Here is an 18,015-nt window from a genome sequence, read left to right on the forward strand (position 1 = left end):
GTTCGGGGCACTTTCACACGGGTATCCGCAGCCGCTGCGGCGCCGGCGCGGCCCACGCCCCGCGCAGGGTCCCGCCGTCGTCCCCGGTGAGCAGCTCCAGGGTGAACGCCACCGTCAGCCGGGTCCAGACCCGGGCGCGGCGCAGCATCGCGTGCCCTTCGTTCGCCATCTCGAACCGGGCCAGGCGCGCGGCGACGTCCGCGGCCCGTTCGGCGAAGGCGTGGGACTCCGCCGGGCTCGTCATCCGGTCGCGGGTGCCGTGCACGATCAGCACCGACCGCCCGGCGACGGCCTCGACCGGCTCGCCCCGCGGCGTCCACGGCGCCAGCGCGCAGACCCCGCGCACGGCCGGGTCGTCGGCCACGCGCAGGGCCACCCGTGCCCCCATCGAGTGACCGACCAGCACGACCGGCAGGCCGGGGTGGTCGGCGCGGAGGCGGTCGAGGGCCCAGCGTGCGTCGTCGATCGGGTCCTCGGCGGGCGCGTTCCAGCCGTAGCGGCGGTTGCGCAGCAGCCGCACCTCGACGCCGTCCTTGCGCCCGGCCCGGTGCAGGGCGCGCGCGATCGGCACCATCCGCAGGTAGGCCAGTTTCCAGGGCTGGACGCTGCCCGTGCTGTGTTCGGCGCCGCCGTGCAGCACAAGCACTACCGCCCGCGTCCGTCCGCGGGCCGGCCACACGGACACCGCCGGTTCTGCTTCGCCCACCCGCGTCCTCCTCGCCTGCCGTTCCCCCGCCTACCACCATATTCGCGGTAGATTCGGCGCCCGGTCCCCAACGGAAGGGTGGGTGTGGTGAGCGCCACGGACATCGCGGGCAGCGTCGCCGAGCAACTGGCGGACGTCGAGCAGGCCAACGCCGAAGCGGTGCGGGCCGCGGCGGACCTGGTGCTGGGGGTGATCCGGGCCGACGCACTGGTCTATACCGCGGGTGCCGGGCACTCGCTGGCCGCGGTCGCCGAGACGTTCTACCGCGCCGGCGGGCTGGCCTGCGTCTACCCGCTCTACCACCCGGACCTGCTCCCGCTGCACGGCGCGGTGTCCAGCACGCGGACCGAACGGCGCAGCGGCCTGGCCGCGGAGGTCCTGTCCGAGCGTGCGCCGGGGCCGGACGACGTGCTGGTGGTGTTCTCGACCTCCGGCGTCAACCCGTATCCCGTCGAGCTGTGCATCGAGGCGCGCAAGCGGGGCGCGGCCGTCATCGCGGTGACGTCGCGGGCGTCCGTGGCGGCGGCGCCGCGGCGGTCGTCGAGCACGGTGGTGGAGCAGAGCACGGTCGTGCTGGACTCGCTGGTCGTCCCCGGGGACGCGAGCTACCCGGCGGACGCCCCGCGGACCGCGCCACTGTCCACTGTGGTCAATGCGTTCCTGTGGAACCTGGTGCTGGCCCAGGTTTACGACCGCGGGACGGCGGAAGGCCTCGACGTCCCACTGTGGCGAAGCTCCAATGTGGAGGGTGGCGACGAAGCGAACGCCTCACTGCTGGCGAAGTACGGCGAAATCGTCCCCCGGCTGCGGTAGTTCGTCAGAAAGCACCATCCGGGCGCGTCTTGACGCCACGTGCCCGGCCGCTTTAGCGTCGACATACCGACTGGTCGGTGCGAACCGGTCGCTCCCCGGAGGAGGTCCGATGGACAGCGCCACGGCGACGGTGCACGGCGAGTGCGCACCCGGTTTCGAACCGGTGCGCGCGGCCTTCGAAGAGAACTTCCGCTCCCGCGGCGAGCTGGGGGCCGCGTTCACCGCCGTCCGCCACGGCGAGGTCGTGGTGGACCTGTGGGGCGGCTGGTCCGGTCCCGACCGCACGCGGCCGTGGCAGCCGGACACGCTGGCCAACGTCTGGTCGACGACCAAGGGCATGACCGCGCTGTGCGCGCACAGGCTCGCCGACGCGGGCGAGCTCGACGTCGACGCGCCGGTCGCGAAGTACTGGCCGGAGTTCGCCGCGGCCGGGAAGTCCGGGATTCCGGTGCGGTGGCTGCTTTCGCACCGCTCCGGCGTGCCCGGGATCGGACTGGACCGGCCGGTGCGGATCGAGGAGCTGTACGACTGGGACCTCATGACCTCGCTGTACGCGGCGCAGGAGCCGTTGTGCGAGCCCGGGTCCGCGAGCGGCTACCACGCGCTGGCCTACGGCTGGCTCGTCGGCGAAGTCGTCCGGCGGATCGCCGGCCAGGGCATCCGCGAGTTCTTCGCCGAGCAGATCGCCGGGCCGCTGGACGCGGACTTCTCGATCGGCCTCGCCTCATCCGCCGACCTGGACCGCTGCGCGACGCTGGTCGACCCCGTGCTGAGCGAAGAGGTGGCGAACGCGCTGGCCACGGCGTTCGCGGCGGCCGGCCCGGTCGGGCAGGCGGCGTTGCTCAACCCCCGCCTCCAGGGCCACGACGCCAACGAACCGGCGTGGCGCCACGCGGTCATGCCGGCCCTGAACGGCCACGGCACGGCCCGCGCCATCGCGACGATCTACTCCGGCCTGGCGACCGGCACCCTCCTGTCCCCGGCAGCGCTGGCCGTGGCACGCGAGAGCCAGGGCAAGGAGATCGACGCGGTCCTCGGCCTCCCCAACGAGTGGGGCCTGGGCTTCTACCTCGGCAGCGACGCCCGCGGCTTCGGCCCCAACCCCACAGCCTTCGGCCACGACGGCCTCGGCGGCTCCACCGGCGCCGCCGACCCGGAAAACGGCATCGCCTTCGGCTACACCCTCAACCAGCTGGGCCCTCTCATCCGCGACGACCCCCGCAAAATGGCCTTGGTCCAAGCCCTCTACACGTGCTTGGAGGGGCATCACCCGTGATCAGAGGGGACACTCACGTGATTGGAGGGGCATCACGCTGATGCCCCTCCAAACACACGTGATGCCCCTCCAATCACGCGTGATGCCTCCCGGATCACGGGTGATGCCCCGCTGATCACGCCGCGGCGGGTTCTTCGTCGGCGAACTGGGTTGCGTGGAGGGTTGCGTAGCGGCCGCCCGCGGCCAGGAGCTCGTCGTGGGTTCCGCGCTCGACGATCTCGCCGTGCTCCAGGACCAAGATCTGGTCGGCCGCGCGGACCGTCGACAGCCGGTGGGCGATGACCAGGGCCGTGCGGCCCGCGAGGGCGTGGGTCAGGGCCTCGCCGACGGCGGCCTCGGACTCCGAGTCCAGGTGGGCGGTCGCCTCGTCGAGGATGACGACCTTGGGCTGGGCCAGCAGGAGACGCGCGATCGTGAGCCGCTGACGCTCGCCGCCGGAAAGACGGTAGCCGCGCTCGCCCACCGTCGTGTCGAGGCCGTCGGGCAGCGCACGGACCAGCTCGCCGAGCCGGGCCCGCTCCAGGGCTTCCCAGATCTCGTCGTCGGTGACGCCGGGGCGCGCGTACGCCAGGTTCGCGCGGATCGTGTCGTGGAAGAGGTGCCCGTCCTGGGTCACGACGCCGACGGTTTCCCGCAGCGAAGCGAAAGTCAGGTCCCGGACGTCCACATCGGACAGCCGCACCGAGCCGGCGTCGACGTCGTACAGCCGCGGCAGCAGCGACGCGATCGTCGACTTCCCCGCCCCCGACGACCCGACCAGCGCGACCATCTGCCCAGGCTCGGCCCGGAACGAGATCCCGTGCAGCACCTCTTCCCCACCGCGGTGGTCGAGCGTGGCGACGTCCTCCAGCGACGCCAGCGAGTACCGGTCCGCCGCCGGGTACCCGAACCGGACTCCCGCGAACTCGACCGAAACGCCACCCGATGCGGGCAGCGCACGCGCGGCCGGCATCTCCTCGATCATCGGCTTGAGGTCGAGCACCTCGAAGACCCGCTCGAACGACACCAGCGCCGTCATGACGTCGACGCGGACGTTGGCCAGCGCGGTCAGCGGCGCGTAGAGCCGGGTCAGCAGCAGGGCCAGCGCGACGACGGTGCCCGGGGCCAGCGCCCCCGTCAGCGCCAGGTAGCCGCCGAGGCCGTAGACGAGCGCCTGCGCCAGCGCGGAAACCAGGGTCAGGCTGGTCATGAACCAGCGGGTCAGCATCGCGGTCCGGACGCCGATGTCCCGCACGCGCCCGGCCCGCAGCCCGAAGTCGTCGGCCTCCTGGGCCGGCCGGCCGAAGAGCTTCACCAGCGTCGCGCCCGGCGCGGAGAACCGCTCGGTCATCTGGGTGGTCATCCCGGCGTTGAGGTTCGCGGCTTCCCGCTGCAGCCCGGCCATCCGGCGGCCGAGCCGGCGCGCGGGGATGACGAAGATCGGCAGCAGCACCAGCGCGATCAGCGTGACCTGCCAGGACAGCGTGAGCATGACGGCCAGCGACAGCGCCAGCTGGATGACGTTGGTGACCAGCCCGGACAGCGTCGCGGTGAACGTCCGCTGCGCGCCGATGACGTCGTTGTTGAGCCGCGAGACCAGCGCCCCGGTGCGGGTGCGGGTGAAGAACGCGATCGGCATGCGCTGGACGTGCTCGAAGACCGCGCGGCGCAGGTCGTAGATGATGCCCTCGCCGATGCGCGCGGACTGCCACCGCTCGATCAGGCCGAACCCGGCGTCGGCGATCGCCAGCCCGGCGATCACGACGGCGAGCCAGATGACCAGCGTGACGTCGTGGCCGCCGACGATCGCGTCGACCACCTTGCCCGCCAGCACGGGCGTCGTCACGGCGAGGACGGCCGACACGACGGTCAGGATGAGAAAGGCCAGCAGCCGCCGCCAATGCGGCCGGGCGAAGCGCGCGACGCGCTTGAGCGTGCCGCGCGTCAGCGCCTTCGGGGCGTCGTCGGCGCGCATCGCCGAACTCCACAGCCCCCACATGTTGTCCACGGGAAACCCCCAGTGTCTGAAACCTCTACATTAGCTGAGGTTTTCGGCGGATATGACCTGGACAACGCCCCTGCTGTCCGTTTCCTTCCCGATGTCGTTCACTCGACGCGAACAACTCGGCGCAGGGCGGCGCGCAGCCGCTCGGCGTCCTCGGCGGAAAGCGGTTCCAGCAGCAGCGCCTCGGCCCGCCGCGTGACTTCCGCCCCGGCCTCGCGGATCCGCTCCCCCTCGGCCGTCAGCACGACGAGCCGCTTGCGGCGGTCCCCTGGCGCCACCTCGCGCCGGACCAGGCCCTTGGCCTCCAGCTCGTCGACCAGCGCGACCATCGTCGTCCGGTCGACGCCGAGCCGCGCCGCGCCGTCCTGCTGCGAGCGCGCCGGGCCGTCGGCGAAGAGCGTGAGCAGCGCGAGCTGCCGTCCGGTGACGCCGAGTGGCGCGTACCGCGGCTCGGCCAGCTCCGCCAGCCGCAGCTGGGCGTGCTTGAGCAGGTAACCGAGCCGCTGAGTGACGGCGAGGGGCGCGCTGGACATGGGCGAGCTCTACACCTGTACTGATCGTCAGCTTCGCCGATTATTTCACCAACTGACGATGGGAAATCCACCGCCCCACCGGCGCGACGTCGGCTGAACCGGGCGGCGGCCCCCTCGGTAGCCTGGCGACGTGGGAACGGAGGTGGGCCAGGCGCCCGCATGGCGGCGCGCGGCCCGGCTCTTCACGGCGCCGGCGCGCCCCGACGAGGCCGCCCCCCTGCGCTGGGACCTGGGGTTTTCCCTGGCCTGCCTGGCTTTCGCGCTGCCGACGGCACTCGTGTCCGAGTTCTACGGCTACCGCGTCTGGGGCAACTTCGCGACGGTGGCCTACGGCTTCGGCGCGGCGCACAGCGGGTTCCTCCTGCTGTCCGCCCGCCGCGGGCGGACGCCGCGCGGCCTGCTCGGGTCACGCTGGTGCGGCATCGCCGCGGTCGCCCTGTTGGCCATGATCCTCCCGCTGGCGCTTCTCGTGATTCGCCGGCTGACCGGGCGGGACTGGCTGATCACGCCGAATTCGTGGGCCGCGCAGCCCGAGGTCTGGGTGATCGAGCGGTCCGCGGATCTGCTGCTGCGCCACGGAACCCCGTACGTCGACGTCACCGCGCTCGGCCGGGCACCCGAAGTGAACGACTACACACCGTACGGTCCGGTGATGGCGGTCTTCGGACTGCCGCGGGCGCTGTTCGGCGGCAGCCCGGCGGCGAACGCGCTCACCGACGCCCGGTGGATGTTCGCCCTGGCCGCCTGCGCGTGCGTGCTCGGCACGCTGAAGCTGCTGAAGTGGCCCCGGGTCCCGGTCGGTGCCGCGCAGCTCGCGCTGGCCTGCCCGCTCACCGCGCTCACCTGGGCCGTGGCCGGGCCGGACCTGGCCATCGTCGGCCTGCTGGTGCTCAGCTGCGCGCTCGCGGCCACCGGGCGGATCGCCTGGTCGGGCCTGGTACTGGCGCTGGTCGTCAGCGCGAAGCTCATCGTCGCGCCCGCGGCCGCGGTGCTGGCGATGCTCGTGCTGGTGCGCCGCGGCCAGGGTCTTGACTGGCCCGCGCTGGGCCGGTTCGCGGCGGCGCTGGTGGCGACCACGGCCGCCCTGCACCTGCCGGTCTACCTGGTGGATCCGGCCGCGTTCGTCGAGCACGTCTTCCGGTTCCCGCTCGGGATGGGCGTCGTGCGGTCGCCCGCGGCCAGCCCGTTGCCGGGCCACCTGATCGCCGAGACCGGCCCGGTCGGCCAGGTGGCGGCGTTCGTGCTCGTCGGCGCCGCGGCCGTGGCGATGATCGTCTGGCTGGTGCGCCGGCCCCCCGCGAACGGCTCCGCCGCACTGCTGCGCATCGCCGTCGGACTCGGCGCGTTGATCCTGCTCACCCCGGCCACCCGGTACGGCTACCTGGTGTACCCGCTGGTCCTGCTCGGGGCCCACCTGGTGTTCCGCGTGGCCGAAGCTCCCGCTGCGCCCCCCGCGCAGCAGTCCTCGACTACTTCTTCTTGACCCTGGTGGCCCCGCCGCGCCCCCGCAGCTGGACGCCGGACTCCGACAGCACCCGGTGGACGAACCCGTAGGACCGCCCCGTCGACTCCGCCAGCGCCCGGATGCTCGAGCCCTTCTCGTATTTCTTCTTCAGGTCAGCGGCCAGCTTGTCGCGCGTGTTGCCGGTGATCCGCGCGCCTTTCTTGAGATCAGCCACGTCGATCGCCTTCCCGCCGAGAGTGTTCTGGGCCACATATCGGCCCCTGCCGGGGCAATGATCGAACACTGAGCGCCGGAATGCCAGACGACAGACGCGAAACAGCCGAAATTGCGATCACATTGGGCCATTCCAGTGCTCCACGGCGAGTAATCTTGCACCCGAATGGACGCACCGTCACGCAAGCTGGACAAGTTCGAGGTAGTCCGCGGACCAGTGATCCTCGGTTCCGTCGGGCAGCAGGATGACCCGCTCGGGCTCCAGCGCCTCGACCGCGCCCGGGTCGTGCGTCACCAGGACGACGGCGCCGGCGAAGCTGCGCAAGGCGTCCAGGACCTGGGCGCGGCTGGCCGGGTCGAGGTTGTTCGTCGGCTCGTCGAGCAGCAACACGTTGGCAGCACTGGAGACCAGGCCCGCCAGCGCGAGGCGGGTCTTCTCGCCGCCGGAAAGCGTGCCCGCCGGCTGGTCGAGTTGTTCGCCGGTGAAGAGGAACGAGCCCAGCAGGTTCCGCAACTCCTGCGCCCCGGTGTCCGGAGCGAGATGTCGGATGTTTTCCCACACCGACGCTTCATGATCAAGAGTTTCGTGTTCCTGTGCGTAATAGCCCAAACGCAATCCGTGACCCGGAACGACGGATCCGGTGTCCGGGGTTTCCATTCCGCCGAGCAGCCGGAGCAAAGTCGTCTTTCCCGCACCGTTCAGCCCGAGTACGACAACCTTCGAACCGCGGTCGATGGCCAGATCGACGCCGGTGAAGATTTCCAGTGAGCCGTAGGACTTCGAGAGGCTCTCCGCGGTGAGCGGGGTGCGGCCGCAGGGCGCCGGCTCGGGGAACTTGATCCGGGCGACCTTGTCGGCCTGGCGGGTGTCCTCGAGGGAGGACAGCATCTGCTCGGCGCGGCGCGCCATGTTCTTGGCCGCCACGGCCTTCGTGGCCTTCGCGCCGAGCTTCGCGGCCTGCTGCTGCAGCGCCGACGCCTTCTTCTCGGCGTTGGCGCGCTCGCGGCGGCGGCGCTTCTCGTCGGTGGCGCGGGCGTCGAGGTAGCGCTGCCAGCCCATGTTGTACAGGTCGAGTTCGGCGCGGGTGGCGTCGAGGAACCACACCTTGTTGACGACGTCGGCCAGCAGCTCGACGTCGTGGCTGATCACGACCAGGCCACCGTCGTGCTGCTTGAGGAAGCCGCGCAGCCAGTTGATCGAGTCGGCGTCGAGGTGGTTGGTCGGCTCGTCGAGCAGCAGGATCGTCTCGGACTTGCCGCCGGCGCCGGCTTCGGCCGCGGCGAACAGGATCCGGGCCAGCTCGACGCGGCGGCGCTGACCACCGGAAAGCGTCTGCAGCGTCTGCGCGAGGATCCGGTCGGCCAGGCCCAGGTTGGAGCAGATCCGCGCGGCTTCGCTCTCCGCGGCGTACCCGCCGAGGGAGGCGAAGCGCTCTTCGAGCCGGGCGTAGCGGTTGATGGCCTTGTCGCGCGCGGCGTCGTCGACGAGCTCGGCCATCGAGGCCTGCGCCTTCTCCATGTCGCGCATCAGCTTGTCCAGACCACGGGCGGAGAGCACCCGGTCCTTCGCCGTGACCGACAGGTCGCCTTCGCGCGGGTCCTGCGGCAGGTAGCCGAGCTCACCGGTGCGGCGGACGTCGCCCGCGTGCGGCTCGCCTTCCCCGGCGAGGACCTTCAGCGAGGTGGTCTTGCCCGCGCCGTTGCGGCCGACGAGGCCGATGCGGTCGCCGGACTGGATGCGGACGGTGACGCCGTTGAGCAGGATGCGCGAACCCGCGCGCAGCTCAAGGCCGGTGGCCGTGATCAAGGGAAACTCCCGTGGAAAGGGGGCGTACGGAGGACAGCATCAGGCAGCCGCTCGGGCCGCGGCGTCACTCCAGCTGGATATCCACGAAGCCCAGTGTACGGGCCGCGGTCCAGCGGATTTTCCGGACGTGTGCGGTCTCACCCGTCGCGCAGCGTGACCTGCACGGACAGCGCGCGGACGGCGGCCTCCTCGAGCACGGCCCGGCTCGGCTCGCCGACGTCCAGCACGCGGGGTTCCGCACGGGCGAACAGCGGCGCCAGCCGGCGGTCTTCGCGCAGCTCGTCGAGGGCCCGCCGATCGCCGCCGAGCACCACGGCATCCACTTCGGACAGCCGGGGCACGAGCACTTCGAAGACGTCCTTCGCCGCGTCCTGGAGCGCGTGCCGGGCCTGCCCCGCGCGACGCCGGGCGAACCGCTGCTGCGACCACCCACCCGCGGCGGACCGGCCCTGCACGAGGTGCCGCTCGGTGCGCGAAACCTCGATCCGGCCGCCGCGCGCGATACCGACGCTGTGCCCGCCCCGCCGCACCACCACGAGCGCGAGGCGCCGCGGCACCAGCGCGTGGGCGACGAGCCCGGCCACGGACGGTTCGCCGAGCGGCCCGAACGGGACGGTGGCGGTCGCGGAGGTGCCGTCGGCGGCGGTCACCCGGACCTCGTGCGGAGTCGCCTCGGTGGCGGCGATCCCGTCGTGCCGCTCGCCGAACCGGGCGAAGAACCCCGCCAGCCGCTCGGGCGGGACCTCGACCGTCCGGCCGCCACCCGCGGCTTCCCGCCCCTTCGCCATGGACAAAAGGTAGCGCCCCAATGTGGCCTTGGTTGCGTTGAACCGGCACCGCGGCGCGAAGCGCCTCCGTTGAGGGTGGTGGCGGGGGCATGGATGGAGCACCCAAGGCGGCCTTCGGTGCGTTGAACGCACCGAAGGCCACATTGGGGCGCTGGGGACGTTACAGCGGGTGCACCGGGCCGTTGTTCGTCACGCCTCGCACGTTCGACGGCGCGCCGGCCGCCGCGGGCTGCACGAACCCGTTGATGTGCAGGGCGACCGAGCGGATCGACCCGGCGTCGCCGCCGGCCGCGTCGACCACGGCGAACGTCCACGTGCCGTCGACGGCCGCGCCGGCGAGGTTGCCGGTCAGGGCCTGCGTCGGCCGCCAGGTGCCGGTGAACGGCGCGGTGGCCGAGGTCACCGTGCTGAACGCGGCCGCCGCGTTGTCGGCGAAGACGACCTTGCACAGGTTCTTGCCCGAGCCGCCGTTGCGCTGGAACACCGTGGCCTTCGCCCCGGACGGCGCGGTCAGCGTGCCGACCAGGTCACCGACGTACGAGTGGTTCAGACCCACCGTCGTCGAGGCCGGGTCGGCGCTGCAGGTCGTGCCGTCCACGGAGAACGTCACCTTGGACGCGCGGCCGACCCCGGTGACCGGGATGGTCACCGACGCGCCGACCGGGCTGTTGTCCGGGATCGCCACCGGCGCGCCGGTGTAGGCGAAGTCCTGCGCGACCGGCGACGGGGTGCCGACCGGCAGCGAGAACGTCTGCGTCGTCGGCGAATGCGAGCCGGCGAAGCTGACGCGGGCGTTCAGCACCACCGGCGCGCCGAGCTGCTGGCTCGCCGGGACCGTGATGGTGAAGTCGTTGACGCCGGTCTGTCCCGGGCTGATGGTGCCGTAGGACTTGGACCGCGGCGCCACCGTGACACCCGGCGTCGGGCTGGTGAGCACGACGCTGGTGGACACCGCCGTGCCGTCGCCGTCGTTGGTCACCGGCAGCGTCACCTTGGCGGTGTCGCCCGGGTCGAGCGCCGAGCCGCCGTCGGCCGGGGTGACCGTGGGCTGCTTGGCCACCGCGAGGGGCTGCGGGCTGGCACCGGTGTAGGCGAGCACCTTGTCCGCGAGGATGACGCCGGCCCCGGTGAAGTTGTCGCGGCCCGGGGTTTCGATGTCGATCGCGGTGTTGATCAGCGCTTCCCGCACCTCCGCGGGCGGCAGTCCGGGGTTGCCGGACAGCACGAGCGCGGCGATGGCGGCCGCGTGCGGGGCGGCGGCCGAGGTGCCGAAGAACGGGTTGAACCCGGTCACGCTGGTGGTGACGCCGTCGGCCGCGGTGATCTCCGGCTTGTTCCGGACCTCGCCGCCGGTCGAGGACACGTTGCCCGGGGTGATCGGCGTGCCGTCGGCCTCGTAGAACACGCGGCGCGGGCCGTCGGAGGTGAACCGCTCGGCCTTGGTGGCACCGCTGAACGCGCCCGGGTACGGGCCGACCGGGTTGGCCGGGTCGCCCGGTTCCAGGGCCCGGCTGAACGCCTTGGCCGCCGGGGCGGCCGCGACGCTGACGGCGTCCCGCGCGGCCGAGTGACCGAGTGAAACGCCCGGGGTGTTGTAGGCCTTGAGCCCGTCGGCCGAGTCGGAGAACCGGCCGCGCAGCGCCGAAAGCGACAGGTACCGGTCCTGGCCGGAGAACTTCACGATGGCCAGCCGCAGCCCGGTGCCGCCGAAGGCCGGCGTCGTGACGCGCTCGTACGGGTCCTGGGTGCCGGTCTGGACGTCCTGGCTGAAGCTGACGACCGCGCCCGCGGAGTTGAGCAGGTAGAGGTCGTAGTCGTTCGCGGACGCGCCGAGCGGGTCCGACCAGTGCAGCGTCACCGGGACGTTGGCCGAGGACGCGTTCGAGATCGGCTCGTAGATCTGGTTGCCCGCCGCGCCGGCGAAGTTGTGCGCGGTACCGGCGAACTTGCCGACCGACTTGCCGGAGTCGACGAAGTCGCCTTCCCAGTGCGCGGCGGTGCCGCTGGTGACGTTGCCTTCGTTGCCCGCGGAGGAGAAGTACAGCGCGCCGTCGGCGGTCACGTCGTTCACGGCCTGGGCGATGATCCAGTCCTGGAACGGCGATTCCTTGAAGTAGAGGACGTCGTCGACGATGACGTCGCAGTGCGACTCGAAGCGCAGCTTGCGGATGTTGTCGGCGAAGCTGGCGTCGGAGTTGAACGCCGACGCGAAGCCGAGCGCGGCGCGGGGCGCGAGATCGTGGATGATCTCGAGCATCGCGGTGCCCTCGTCGCCGTCGCCCTCCTGGCCGGCGATGACGTCGACGTCCGGCAGTTCGCCCCTGGCCTGCGAAGCGGCCAGGGAGTTGACGCCGTCGGACAGCGCGCACGCCTTGACGCCGACGCCGGTGACGCCGAACTGCTGGCGCGCGAGATCGGCGTTGTGGGCGCGGTCGCCTTCGCTGACCAGCGGCGCGGCCGCAACGGCGTTGCGCTGGCTCTTGGCGCTGAGGGCCTTCTGCAGCTCGCCGGCGATGCGATCGGCCTTCTGCTGCTTGGTTTCGGTCTTTTCCGGCGTCGTCGCCGGCGTGGCCAGTTCCCGGGCGGTCATCGCCTGGTCGGCCTGTTCGACGCGCTTGACGTCGCCGCGCGCGGCGATCTCGCCGACCTTGGCCAGCGGTACTTCGGCGCGGACGCTGCCGTAGCGGTCCGACACCGCGCGGATGCCCGCCCCGGCCTTGGTGAGCCCGGCGAGGAGGTCCGGCGAGACCTTGCTCGCGCGGATGTCGACCAGGACGGTCCCGGCCGCGGAAACGGTGGCCCCAGACTGCAGTGAGTTCAGCTGCTTCCCCACGCCCTTGGCGGCGACGAGCAGCTTGCTGTCCACTTTGGACTCGGTGGCGGTACGGCCCGCCTTGACCGCCTGCAGGGCGGCGATCTGTTGCTGAGCGGTCTCGCTGAACGCGTCCGGAGCGGACGCGGGTGCGGCCCCCGCGACGGGCGGGGAAACCAGCCCGAGCGCGGCGAGCAGGGCCGCGGCTGAGGCGGTGAACACAGTGGATCTCGATCTCGTGGAACGGGTACGACGCACGGGCGCCCTCCGAATCTCCAAGGCGCGTGCCCCGACTCACGCTGACCGACGCCGGTGATCACCGGCTGGATCCAGCTAAGTACCGCGAGTTCCAGGTAAACATCAGCCGTTCGAGTGACAAAGGACGGATAATTTCCCGAACGGGCCGGATGTTGTAGGCCGTTCAGCGCAGCGGTGAACCGGTCACCGGACACGGAGCGGACAAATGATCGCTCCACCGTGGGCCGCAAGGGTGACCACGGAGTGGGATGTCCGGGTGGGATGTCCACAAGCAACACGCCGCACCGTGCAACCGGCGGGGTGACGGGGAAAATTCGTTACGGTGCCGCGCGCGAGTCACGGCGCGGCGAGGCCCCGGCCGTCAGAGCACGAACGAATCCGACCACGGCTGCGAAGCCCGCCCGGACAGCGCGTCGAGCAGCGTCACCGCCTGCTTGTCCGTCAGCGAAGCCACGAAGTCGACCACCGCCCGGCCGCGCGCGAGCCCGCGGACCGCGTCCGCTCCCGTCACCGGCTCGCCCGTCGCCCCCACCAGCAGCTCCGGTGCCGTGCGCGCCAGTCCCGCGTACTCCGCGCGGGCCAGCTCGACCAGGTCGTGCAGCCGCCGGGGCAGGCGGGAGACCTCGTCGCGATCGAGCAGCCACGCGTCGAGCGCGTCGACCAGGCTCGTCACCAAGCCGGCCTGGCCGCGCTGGTGCAGCGCCAGGTCGGGGCGCAGCAGCACGAACCGGCGGTGCACGAACTTGAGCACCTGGACCTCGTGCCACTGCGCGGGCCGCAGCGAGACGTGGCCGGTGCGCGTCGACGGCGACGGCAGCACGAACACGCCCTCGACCAGGCGGGCCGTCCAGTTCGCGGAAAACGCCGCCGTCGCCTGCTCCGCCTCGATCGAACCGTCGAACTCGCCCGCCAGGAGCCCGTCGACCAGCTCCGCGCGCACCCGCGCGACCGCCGCTGCGAACGCGTCGTCGTCGACGATCCACGCGTCCTTCGCGTGCATGCGGCGGCGGAGGCGCTCCAGCGACCGGCCCGGGCGGCGCAGCTGGACGTGCAGCGTCTCGTCGTCCAGCGACGCCAGCTCGGCCGCGTGCTCCAGCCACTCCCCCAGCTCCGCCGCGACCGGCGCGTGCTGCAGCACGCCGATGCGGTGGAAGTCCTGCAGGTCGTGGATGGCGTAGGCGATGTCGTCGGCGGTGTCCATCACGGACGCTTCGACGGTCTGCTGCCAGCCTTCGACGCGGCCGGCGAACACCGCGCGCGCCTGCTCGAAGTCGTCGAGTTCGGTGGCGTAGGCGGAGAACTTGGCCGCGCCGGTGCCCGGGAGGTCGCCCGGCTCGCCGGCGCCGCGCGGGGGCACGGCCATCGCCGACGGGTGCGGCGCGGGGTGGTGCAGCCGCAGCCACGGGTACTTCAGGACGGCGGCGCGCACCGCCGTGGTCAGGTCGAGCCCGATGGCCGACGGCCCGCGCACGTCGGTCGTGGTGATGATCCGGAACGTCTGCGCGTTGCCCTCGAAGCCGTCGGCGAGGCCGAAGCGGTGGCGGGCGATGCGGTCGAGCGTCTGCTCCCCGAGGTGCCCGAACGGCGGGTGCCCGAGGTCGTGGGCGAGCGCCGCGGCCTCGGCGACGTCGGGGTCGCAGCCGCCCAGCTTGTCGGCCAGCACGGCGTCGGGGCCGCCGGCGATGCGCTCGGCGACGGCGCGCGCGACCTGCGCGACCTTGAGGCTGTGGGTGAGCCGGTTGTGCAGCAGCCCGGCCCCGCCGGCGCTGACGACCTGCGTCACGCCACCGAGCCGGGCGAAGAACGGCGACGCGGCGATCCGGTCGCGGTCGATCCGGAACGGGCTGGTCGCCAGGTCGGTGAACCCGCCGACGTTCGCCACGGGGTCGCGCCGGGCCGCCCGCGGGTCGGTGTGCTCGCTGCCCTGATCCATGCGCCCGACCTTATCCGCAGGTTCACCTGAACGGCGGGCAGGCGCGTGGGTACTCCGGAGGTATGTCCCGACGGATGGTCACGACCCTGGCCGCGCTCGCTCTCGCCACGGCTTCCTGCGGCGCCCCACCGGGCGAGCCCGGCACGACAACGTCGACCACGACCTCGACCTCGACCTCGGCTCCGGCGAAACTCATCAAGGTCCCGGACGTTTCGGGCATGAACCACCAGGACGCCCAGAACGCGATGCAGCGGGCCGGGCTCTACAACCTGCGCGAGGTCGACGGCACCGGCCAGGGCCGTGCCCTGGTGATCGACCGCAACTGGGTCCAGACCGGCCAGGACCCGGCCGCGGGCACCGAAGTCGCCCCGGACACGGTGATCACCCTGACCGCGGTCAAGTACGACGACCGCTGACTCGTGATGCCCCTCCAGTCACGCGAGAAGCCCCTCCAGTCACGCGAGATACCCCTCCAGTCACGCGAGATACCCGGACCCGCACGAAAGCGGGCCATGGCGAAGCGGTCACGCCGGTGCCCGGAACGGCATCACCCGTGATCAGAAGGGCATCTCGCGTGATTGGGCGGGCATCTCGCGTGACGGGAGGGGCATCACTCGTGACTGGGGGGACGACACGCCGGTGTCAGGCCTCCGGCTGGGCGGTGTAGGCCGCCAGGCAGCGGTCGGCCTGGCCGCGGGCCACCGCTTCGTCCTCGCCGCCGGCCACGTGCGCGGCGTACCAGGCCTCCCCGGCCCGCGTCACGAATTCCACCCCTTCGGGGGATGCCATCCAGGCCATCGCCTCGGCCGGATCGACCACGTACCCCGGGTCGGCGGCCAGGTGGCGGACCAGGGCCGTCAGCGCCATGTCCCAGCCGATGCCGACCGCGCCCGGGCCGAACTGCTCCCAGTGGTCGTCGACGTGCGCGACGTGCTCCAGCTCGAACCGGGTGCCGCCGTCCTCCGGCGTCAGGCGGACCTCGATCCAGCTCACCCCGCCGTGCATCTCCCACGTCGCGGCGAAGCTCTTCGGCGGGTCGCAGCGCTCGACCGTGCCGCCCGCGTTGCCCTCCAGCTGGTACTTCCCGCCGACGCGCAGTTCGCCCGACACCGGCAGGAACCAGCGCGGGATGCGCTCGGGGTTCGTCACCGCGTCCCACATGTCGTCGACGTCGGTGTCGTAGACCTGGCTGATCGTCATGACGCGCGCGTCGCCCGCTTCGAGCACGCGCCGGCCGACCGTCCGGCGGACGGCGCTGATCTGGTGGCTGACGTCGATCACGAATCTTCTCCTTGGTTGAGGCGGCGCTCGCGCTTGCCGCGGGCGATTTCGGTGGCCAGCGCGTCCAGCGGCGGCGTCCAGAACCGGCGGAACCGGTCGAGCCAGACGTCGACGTCACGCAGCGGCGCGTGGCCGACCGCGTAGAGCCGTCTCGTCCCGTCCTGGCGGACGACCGCGAAGCCGTTGTCGCGCAACACCTTCAGGTGCTGCGACACCGCCGGCTGCGAGATGCCGAACTCGGCCCGGATCACCTCGGTCACCGCGCCGGCGGCCCGCTCGCCGTCGGCCAGCAGCTCGAGGATCCGGCGGCGGACCGGGTCGCCGAGGACGTCGAACGCGTGCACCCCGCCAAGCTACAAGCAGCGACTTATATAAGTCAAGCCTGAAACAGTTACGCCGATGTGCGTAACCCAGGGTGAACATCAGCCGACATCGGTTCCGCTCGGCCGCGCGACCCGCGACGATCGAGGCCGTGAAGTCGCCACGCGCGGTCCGCTTCGCCTTCCAGCCGCTGTACAGCCTCCACACGGGAGGCGTCGTGGCGCACGAAGCGCTGGCCAGGCCCGGCCGCGGAGCGGTCCCCGAACTGCTCGCGCAGGCGCGCCGCGACGGCAGGCTCGCCGAAGCCGACGTCGGGCTCGCGGTCGCCGCCGTCCGGCAGGACGCCGAAAACCCGACGTCGCTCCCCCTGCACCTCAACCTCTCCGCGCGCACCCTGGCCGCGCCGCCGTCGCTGTACGACGACCTCCTCGAAGCACTCGGCGACGCGGGCCGCCGCACCCGTGACGTCGTCCTCGAGATCGGCCCGCCGTTCGCGCCGCTGCCCGCCGGCCGCGCGCTCAGCGGGATGCGGGCGCTCACCGAGCTCGGCTTCCGGGTCGCCCTCGACGGCCTCGGGCGCGGCGACCTGCCGCTGGGCCTGCTCGTCGAGGCGCCGATCGACCTGGTGAAGCTCGACCGGACCGTGCTGCGCGGGCTGCCGGACGGCCCGGCCGCCGTCGCCGTGGTCGAGGCGCTGCTGCACTACACGAACCGCACCGGCACCCGGCTCGTCGCGACCGGCGTGGAGACCGACGCGCAGCTCGACGCCGTCCGCGGCCTCGGCGTCCGGATCGCCCAGGGGCACCTCCTCGCCCCGCCGACCGCGGCCGGTCCGGCCCCGGCCCTGCTCACGCGCGGTCGTCCGGCGGCCGCGGCACCGGCGCCGTGCGTCGGCGACTTCCTCCGCCCGGCGACGACGCTGCCGGAATCCGCGACCTGCGACGAGGTCCGCGCGGTGCTGGCGGCGGCCGACGCGCCGAGCGGTGTGGTCGGGGTGGACGAGCTGAACCGGCCGCGCTGGTCGGTCGACCGGACCCGGTTCCTGGTGGCCGTGACCGGCCCGTACGGGCACGCGCTGCACGCGAAGCGCCCCGCGGCCCGGCTCGCCGACACGCCGCACACGATCGAGGCCCGCGCGGGCGCGATGGAGTTCCTCGAGCTGGTCACCGACGCCGACTGGGGCCGCACCGGCGACGACGTGGTCGTGGTCGACGAGCTCGGCCGCTGCCTCGGCGTCGTGCTGGTGACCGAGGTGGTCCGCGGCGTGGCGGAGGCGAAGGTCGAGGCCGCGGCGGCGCTGAACCCGCTGACGCGCTTGCCGGGCAGCGACACGGTCGCCCGCGACGTCGCCCGCCGCATCACGATCGGCGAGCCGTTCGTGGCGGCGTGGCTGGACATCGACGGCTTCAAGACGGTCAACGACACGGCGGGCTTCGCGGCGGGCGACCACCTGATCCGAGAGCTGGGCGCGGCGCTGACGGAGCTGTCGGCGGGCCTGCGCCGGATGCGGGTGAGCCACGTGGGCGGCGACGACTTCCTGGTGGTCTGCGACGTCGACGAGATCGCGACGGTGGCGGCGGCCCTGCTCGACCGCCCGTGGGCGGCGGAGGGCCTGCCGGTGACGGTATCGCTGGCGACGCTGGTCTGCGCGAGCGACGCGATCGGTTCGTACCAGGAGGTTTCGCGGCTGCTGGCGCCGTTGAAGAAGCGCGCGAAGGCGGTGCCGGGGTCGAGCTGGGTGCTGAGCCGCCCGGGCTCGGACCGCGTGGAGGTGTTGCGCGGCATCGGAACCCACGGCTTACAGGCCGCGGCCGGCTAGCTGTAG

At 72.5% G+C, this 18,015-nt stretch carries 15 protein-coding genes; 5 read left to right on the forward strand and 10 right to left on the reverse strand.

Features of this window, described 5'->3' with window-relative positions:
* Positions 1 to 13: 13 nt before the first annotated feature.
* Positions 14 to 706: an alpha/beta hydrolase gene (locus tag I4Q55_RS15870; RefSeq protein WP_206788597.1), complete on the reverse strand. Its 693-nt coding sequence runs from the start codon at positions 704 to 706 to the stop codon at positions 14 to 16.
* 84 nt (positions 707 to 790) lie between these two features.
* On the opposite strand from I4Q55_RS15870, the gene I4Q55_RS15875 reads away from it, so the two are divergent.
* Both I4Q55_RS15875 and I4Q55_RS15880 read left to right on the forward strand, forming a co-directional pair.
* A complete protein-coding gene (locus tag I4Q55_RS15875) occupies positions 791 to 1,519 on the forward strand; it encodes an SIS domain-containing protein (protein WP_206788598.1) in 729 nt (242 codons plus the stop codon).
* A gap of 109 nt (positions 1,520 to 1,628) precedes the next feature.
* Positions 1,629 to 2,795 carry a serine hydrolase domain-containing protein gene (locus I4Q55_RS15880; RefSeq protein ID WP_206788599.1) on the forward strand — a complete coding sequence of 389 codons (1,167 nt, stop codon included), beginning with the start codon at positions 1,629 to 1,631 and terminating at the stop codon, positions 2,793 to 2,795.
* A 115-nt stretch (positions 2,796 to 2,910) separates the two neighbouring features.
* On the opposite strand, the gene I4Q55_RS15885 is transcribed toward I4Q55_RS15880, so the two are convergent.
* Both I4Q55_RS15885 and I4Q55_RS15890 read right to left on the reverse strand, forming a co-directional pair.
* The gene (locus I4Q55_RS15885) at positions 2,911 to 4,782 is read right to left on the reverse strand and encodes an ABC transporter ATP-binding protein (RefSeq protein WP_206788600.1); all 1,872 of its coding nucleotides are present in this window, start codon (positions 4,780 to 4,782) and stop codon (positions 2,911 to 2,913) included.
* 98 nt (positions 4,783 to 4,880) lie between these two features.
* On the reverse strand, positions 4,881 to 5,312 hold the full coding sequence (locus tag I4Q55_RS15890; protein WP_206788601.1) for a MarR family winged helix-turn-helix transcriptional regulator: 432 nt from the start codon (positions 5,310 to 5,312) through the stop codon (positions 4,881 to 4,883).
* A gap of 130 nt (positions 5,313 to 5,442) precedes the next feature.
* On the opposite strand from I4Q55_RS15890, the gene I4Q55_RS15895 reads away from it, so the two are divergent.
* Positions 5,443 to 6,795, forward strand: a complete 1,353-nt coding sequence (locus I4Q55_RS15895; protein WP_206788602.1) for a glycosyltransferase family 87 protein — start codon at positions 5,443 to 5,445, stop codon at positions 6,793 to 6,795.
* On the opposite strand, the gene I4Q55_RS15900 is transcribed toward I4Q55_RS15895, so the two are convergent.
* From I4Q55_RS15900 to I4Q55_RS15920, 5 genes are all read right to left on the reverse strand, one after another.
* A complete protein-coding gene (locus I4Q55_RS15900) occupies positions 6,782 to 6,991 on the reverse strand; it encodes a helix-turn-helix domain-containing protein (protein WP_003071237.1) in 210 nt (69 codons plus the stop codon). The two genes, I4Q55_RS15895 and I4Q55_RS15900, sit on opposite strands and share 14 nt — an antisense overlap.
* Positions 6,992 to 7,168: 177 nt before the next feature.
* Positions 7,169 to 8,797, reverse strand: a complete 1,629-nt coding sequence (locus I4Q55_RS15905) for an ABC-F family ATP-binding cassette domain-containing protein (protein ID WP_206788603.1) — start codon at positions 8,795 to 8,797, stop codon at positions 7,169 to 7,171.
* Positions 8,798 to 8,934: 137 nt separating this feature from the next.
* Complete coding sequence (locus I4Q55_RS15910; RefSeq protein ID WP_206788604.1) at positions 8,935 to 9,585, reverse strand: acVLRF1 family peptidyl-tRNA hydrolase; 651 nt, start codon at positions 9,583 to 9,585, stop codon at positions 8,935 to 8,937.
* A 160-nt stretch (positions 9,586 to 9,745) separates the two neighbouring features.
* Positions 9,746 to 12,619, reverse strand: a complete 2,874-nt coding sequence (locus I4Q55_RS15915; protein ID WP_206788606.1) for a S8 family serine peptidase — start codon at positions 12,617 to 12,619, stop codon at positions 9,746 to 9,748.
* Between the two features lie 397 nt (positions 12,620 to 13,016).
* Complete coding sequence (locus tag I4Q55_RS15920; protein ID WP_206788607.1) at positions 13,017 to 14,588, reverse strand: deoxyguanosinetriphosphate triphosphohydrolase family protein; 1,572 nt, start codon at positions 14,586 to 14,588, stop codon at positions 13,017 to 13,019.
* Between the two features lie 74 nt (positions 14,589 to 14,662).
* Here I4Q55_RS15920 and I4Q55_RS15925 point away from each other — a divergent pair, with 74 nt between their 5' ends.
* Positions 14,663 to 15,004 carry a PASTA domain-containing protein gene (locus tag I4Q55_RS15925; protein WP_206788609.1) on the forward strand — a complete coding sequence of 114 codons (342 nt, stop codon included), beginning with the start codon at positions 14,663 to 14,665 and terminating at the stop codon, positions 15,002 to 15,004.
* Between the two features lie 226 nt (positions 15,005 to 15,230).
* On the opposite strand, the gene I4Q55_RS15930 is transcribed toward I4Q55_RS15925, so the two are convergent.
* Both I4Q55_RS15930 and I4Q55_RS15935 read right to left on the reverse strand, forming a co-directional pair.
* On the reverse strand, positions 15,231 to 15,869 hold the full coding sequence (locus I4Q55_RS15930) for an SRPBCC family protein (RefSeq protein ID WP_206788610.1): 639 nt from the start codon (positions 15,867 to 15,869) through the stop codon (positions 15,231 to 15,233).
* Positions 15,866 to 16,213: a helix-turn-helix transcriptional regulator gene (locus I4Q55_RS15935; protein WP_206788611.1), complete on the reverse strand. Its 348-nt coding sequence runs from the start codon at positions 16,211 to 16,213 to the stop codon at positions 15,866 to 15,868. The genes I4Q55_RS15930 and I4Q55_RS15935 overlap by 4 nt, the downstream gene beginning before the upstream one ends.
* Positions 16,214 to 16,341: 128 nt before the next feature.
* Between I4Q55_RS15935 and I4Q55_RS15940 the strand changes: the two genes are divergently transcribed.
* Positions 16,342 to 18,009 (forward strand): GGDEF domain-containing protein, encoded by a 1,668-nt coding sequence (locus tag I4Q55_RS15940; RefSeq protein ID WP_206788612.1) that lies wholly within the window; start codon positions 16,342 to 16,344, stop codon positions 18,007 to 18,009.
* The last annotated feature ends 6 nt before the right edge of the window (positions 18,010 to 18,015 follow it).

The sequence above is a fragment of the Amycolatopsis sp. MtRt-6 genome, assembly GCF_017308975.1.
In the GTDB taxonomy this organism is placed as follows: Bacteria; Actinomycetota; Actinomycetes; order Mycobacteriales; family Pseudonocardiaceae; genus Amycolatopsis.

Bases quoted from the DNA above. Each gene is read 5' to 3' on its own strand.
- I4Q55_RS15920 (WP_206788607.1), bottom strand. From the start codon at position 14,588: ATGGATCAGGGCAGCGAGCACACCGACCCGCGGGCGGCCCGGCGCGAC.
- I4Q55_RS15910 (WP_206788604.1), bottom strand. From the start codon at position 9,585: ATGGCGAAGGGGCGGGAAGCCGCGGGTGGCGGCCGGACGGTCGAGGTC.
- I4Q55_RS15880 (WP_206788599.1), top strand. From the start codon at position 1,629: ATGGACAGCGCCACGGCGACGGTGCACGGCGAGTGCGCACCCGGTTTC.
- I4Q55_RS15925 (WP_206788609.1), top strand. From the start codon at position 14,663: ATGGTCACGACCCTGGCCGCGCTCGCTCTCGCCACGGCTTCCTGCGGC.
- I4Q55_RS15890 (WP_206788601.1), bottom strand. From the start codon at position 5,312: ATGTCCAGCGCGCCCCTCGCCGTCACTCAGCGGCTCGGTTACCTGCTC.